Source organism: Mycobacterium sp. ZZG (genome assembly GCF_054786995.1).
In genome coordinates this window covers 1-510 of sequence record NZ_JBTBFV010000210.1, presented here as the reverse complement: position 1 = coordinate 510, position 510 = coordinate 1, and the positions used below count along the sequence as shown (strand labels likewise).

At 68.6% G+C, this 510-nt stretch carries 1 protein-coding gene; it reads right to left on the bottom strand.

Annotated elements, in window-relative coordinates; all coding sequences use genetic code 11:
- The coding region (locus tag ACXMYJ_RS29395; RefSeq protein ID WP_460359585.1) for a transposase at positions 1 to 510 on the bottom strand (510 nt) is incomplete at both ends.

Genomic DNA, 510 nt, shown 5'->3' with positions numbered 1-510 from the left:
TCAGGGCGTGCACGTTGACCACCCGGCCCTGCTCGCGGACCTTGAGGACCAGGGCGTCGGCGGCGACGAACGTGTACGGGCCGGCGTCCAGCGGTCGGGTGCGAAACGCCTCCACGGCGACGTCGAGCTCCTTTGCCATCACCGAGACCTGCGACTTCGACAGCGAGGTGATGCCGAGCGTTTCGACGAGCTTGTCCATCCGTCGGGTGGAGACCCCGAGCAGGTAGCAGGTCGCCACCACCGTGGTCAGCGCCCGCTCGGCGCGTTTGCGGCGCTCCAGCAGCCAGTCCGGGAAGTACGAGCCCTGCCGCAGCTTGGGGATCGCCAGATCGAGACTGCCTGCGCGGGTATCGAACTGGCGGTGCCGGTAGCCGTTGCGGGAATTGGTCCGCTCAGTGCTGCGCTCGCCGTAGCCGGCGCCGCACAGGGCGTCGGCCTCTGCACCCATCAGGGTGTGGATGAACGTGGCCAGCAGCTCACGCAGCACGTCAGGGTGCGCTGTGGTGAGTC